Source organism: Undibacterium sp. 5I2 (assembly GCF_035019605.1).
In the GTDB taxonomy this organism is placed as follows: Bacteria; Pseudomonadota; Gammaproteobacteria; order Burkholderiales; family Burkholderiaceae_D; genus Undibacterium.
The window spans coordinates 1-3,372 of sequence record NZ_JASJVS010000122.1 but is presented as its reverse complement, the minus strand read 5'-3'; the positions used below and the strand labels follow the sequence as shown (position 1 = coordinate 3,372).

Here is a 3,372-nt window from a genome sequence, read left to right as displayed (position 1 = left end):
ATGATACCGACTCACTACCCTTTTGCGACAGCCTCTGAAGGCCGGGGTTTCAAACCCTAGTCAGATTTTTGATGAACGAGGTCAAACTCAGGCGCATCAAAACCACTTATCTTGCATCTCTTGGGTAGTACTGTCCAAGGCGGCGAGCAAATCGAGTTGCGGATAAATTTTCGGTAATTCCCAGTGGTAGAAATATTTACACGCCTGCAGTTTGCCGGCATAAAAATCGGCATCATGGCGCGCTTGTTTGGCCGTGCATAATAATGCTTGCTCGAGCCAAACCCAGGCTACCACCGCATGACCGAAGGCTTCCAGATAGGCCGAGGCATTGGCCAGTGTACGATTGAGATCGCCGGCTGCGTGCAACTGCGCGGTCACGCTGATGACACGCTGCCAGGCTTGTGCCAGCGCGCTGCCGTAATCGGCCAAGGCCGCCTGTTCGGCCGCAGCCAGCCAGGTTTTTTGCATGATTTGGCCAAGTAAAACCAAGGCAGCACCGTCGTGCATGACGACTTTGCGGCCTAATAAATCCTGCCCCTGTATGCCGTGCGTACCTTCATGAATAGGGTTGAGACGGTTATCGCGATAAAATTGTTCGACATTATATTCGCGCGTATAGCCATAACCACCATGCACTTGGATGGCCAGGTTATTCGCTTCCAGACACCATTGCGAGGGCCAGGATTTTGCTACCGGGGTGAGGATTTCCAATAACAGCGAGGCCTGCTGACGTGCCGCTTCACTGTCGGCGGTGCGCTCTTCATCGACCAAACGCGCGCAATACAGCGTCAGCGCCAAGCCACCCTCGACATAGGCTTTCTGCGCCAATAACATGCGTTTGACATCGGTATGACCGATGATAGGAATCTGCGCTGCAGCCGCGTCTTTATTCAGCGGCGGCCGGCCTTGCGGGCGATTCCGAGCGTAATCGAGCGCGTGCAAATAACCGGTATAGCCGAGCATGACGGCACCGAGACCGACACCGATGCGCGCCTCATTCATCATGTGAAACATATTCGCCAGGCCGCGATGCACAGTGCCAACCAGATAGCCGACCGCACCGGCTTGGCCACCCGGTTGAAATTTACCTTCACCGAAATTGAGCAGGCAATTGGTGGTGCCGCGATAACCCATTTTGTGATTCAGGCCGGCCAGCACGACATCGTTGCGCTCGCCGCAAGAACCATCGGCCTTGAGTAAAAATTTAGGCACGATGAAGAGGGAAATGCCTTTCACACCGGGTATCAGCTTACCGTGTTCATCGGGTACTTTGGCCAACACCAGATGAATGATGTTTTCCGACAGTTCATGTTCACCGGCGGAAATCCACATCTTATTACCGGTCAAGCGGTAGCTGCCATCGGGCTGTGCTTGCGCGCGCGTGACGATATCGGAGAGGCTGGAGCCGGCCTGCGGTTCCGACAAACACATGGTGCCAAAAAAACGCCCTTCCAACATCGGCCGTACATACGACTCGATTTGTTCCGGCGTACCGCATTTCAGCAGGGTATTGGCATTGCCTATGGTGAGAAATGGGTAGGATGCGGTGCCGACATTGGCACCTTTAAAGTAAGCGAAACCAGCCTTCTCGACCACACACGGCAATTGCATGCCGCCGTATTCGTAATCTTGTCCGGCCGCCAGCAAACCGGCTTGGCAAAAGGCTTGCAGCGCGGTTTTGACTTCCGGGATCATGTGTACGTGTTCACCGTCGAAATGCGGTTCATTCTGATCGCTTTTCTTATTGTGCGTGGCGAACAGATCGGTGGCGATGTTTTCGCAGGTGTCGAGTGCCGCGGTGAAGGTTTCGCGGCTATGGTCGGCAAAGCGCGGACGTTGATTGAGGCTTTCGACCTGTAGCCATTCGAACAGCAAAAAATCGAGGTCGCGACGAACGAGAATGGTAGATTGCATGGTATCGGCGTTAAAGAGTAGCAAGGAAATGGCACTGCACGCAGTGCCACGATTCGATCAGTTAGCGCGAGCGCGGTAACTCAGACGACTTCAAACAAACCGGCCGCGCCCTGACCGCCACCGATACACATGGTGACGACCACATACTTAACGCCGCGCCGCTTGCCTTCGATCAGCGCATGGCCGGTCAAGCGTGCGCCGGAGACGCCATAAGGATGACCAACGGCGATCGCACCGCCGTTAACATTGAGCCGGTCCATCGGGATTCCCAGCTTCTCGGCGCAATACAAGACTTGCACGGCGAACGCTTCATTGAGCTCCCATAAGCCGATGTCGGCCACGCTGAGTCCGGCCTTTTTCAACAGCTTAGGAATTGCATACACAGGGCCGATACCCATTTCATCAGGCTCGCAGCCGGCCACGGCAAAGCCGCGGAAAATTCCCAGTGGCTGCAGGCCGCGCGCTTGCGCCAGTTTGCTGCTCATCAGTACGGCCACCGAGGCACCATCAGAAAATTGGCTGGCATTGCCGGCCGAAATGACCCCACCCGGCACGGCCGAGCGAATTTTTGCCACCGCTTCGAGGGTGGTATCGGCACGAATGCCTTCATCGGCAGAAATCGTCACTTCGCGGCTGACCAGCATGCCGGTGTTTTTATCGGCCACGCCCATGATGGTGGTCATCGGCACGATTTCGGCGTCGAACAAGCCGGCCGCCTGCGCCGCTGCCGCACGTTGCTGGCTCTGCACACCGTAGGCATCTTGCCGTTCGCGCGAGATGTTGTAGCGTTTGGCGACGGTCTCGGCCGTTTGCAACATCGGCCAGTAGACTTCCGGTTTGTGTTGTTTCAACCACGGATCGACCAACATATGGGTATTGGCTTCATTCTGTACGCAAGAAATGGATTCGACCCCGCCGGCGGCGTAGATTTCGCCTTCGCCGGCGATGATGCGTTGCGCGGCCAAGGCGATGGTTTGCAAGCCGGAAGAACAAAAGCGATTCACCGTCATACCACCGGTGCTGACCGGGCAGCCGGCACGCAAAGCGATTTGCCGCGCGATATTGCTGCCGGTAGCGCCTTCCGGCGTGGCACAGCCGATGATGACATCTTCAATTTCACCCGCCTCGATGCCGGCCCGGGAAATCGCTGCAGCCAGCGCATGGCCACCGAGCGTGGCACCATGCGTCATATTGAAAGCGCCTTTCCAAGATTTGGCCAGAGCGGTACGTGCGGTAGAAACGATGACTGCATCAAACATGAGGGTGTCTCCTGATAGCTGAATGGATGGATTAATGAGCGAAGAACTACGATACCATAATATAGTACGACCGTTCGCAAAATGTGAGAAGTTATTTCAGCTGTCTTTTTTATGTCAAGTAACAACTTAATGGATCGTCGCAAGCGACGATGGAAAAGACTCTGGAAGGGGTTTGCATCCCCTCCCATCGGGTCGCTCC

2 protein-coding genes are annotated in these 3,372 nt (G+C 55.5%); both read right to left on the bottom strand.

Going from position 1 to position 3,372, the window contains the following annotated elements:
* Positions 1 to 96 precede the first annotated feature (96 nt).
* On the bottom strand, positions 97 to 1,914 hold the full coding sequence (locus tag QN359_RS19535; protein WP_322248600.1) for an acyl-CoA dehydrogenase: 1,818 nt from the start codon (positions 1,912 to 1,914) through the stop codon (positions 97 to 99).
* A gap of 80 nt (positions 1,915 to 1,994) precedes the next feature.
* Positions 1,995 to 3,173: an acetyl-CoA C-acyltransferase gene (locus tag QN359_RS19530; RefSeq protein WP_322248601.1), complete on the bottom strand. Its 1,179-nt coding sequence runs from the start codon at positions 3,171 to 3,173 to the stop codon at positions 1,995 to 1,997.
* Between the last annotated feature and the right edge of the window lie 199 nt (positions 3,174 to 3,372).

Coding starts and splice junctions, on each gene's coding strand:
- QN359_RS19535 (WP_322248600.1), bottom strand. CDS start 1,914: ATGCAATCTACCATTCTCGTTCGTCGCGACCTCGATTTTTTGCTGTTC.
- QN359_RS19530 (WP_322248601.1), bottom strand. CDS start 3,173: ATGTTTGATGCAGTCATCGTTTCTACCGCACGTACCGCTCTGGCCAAA.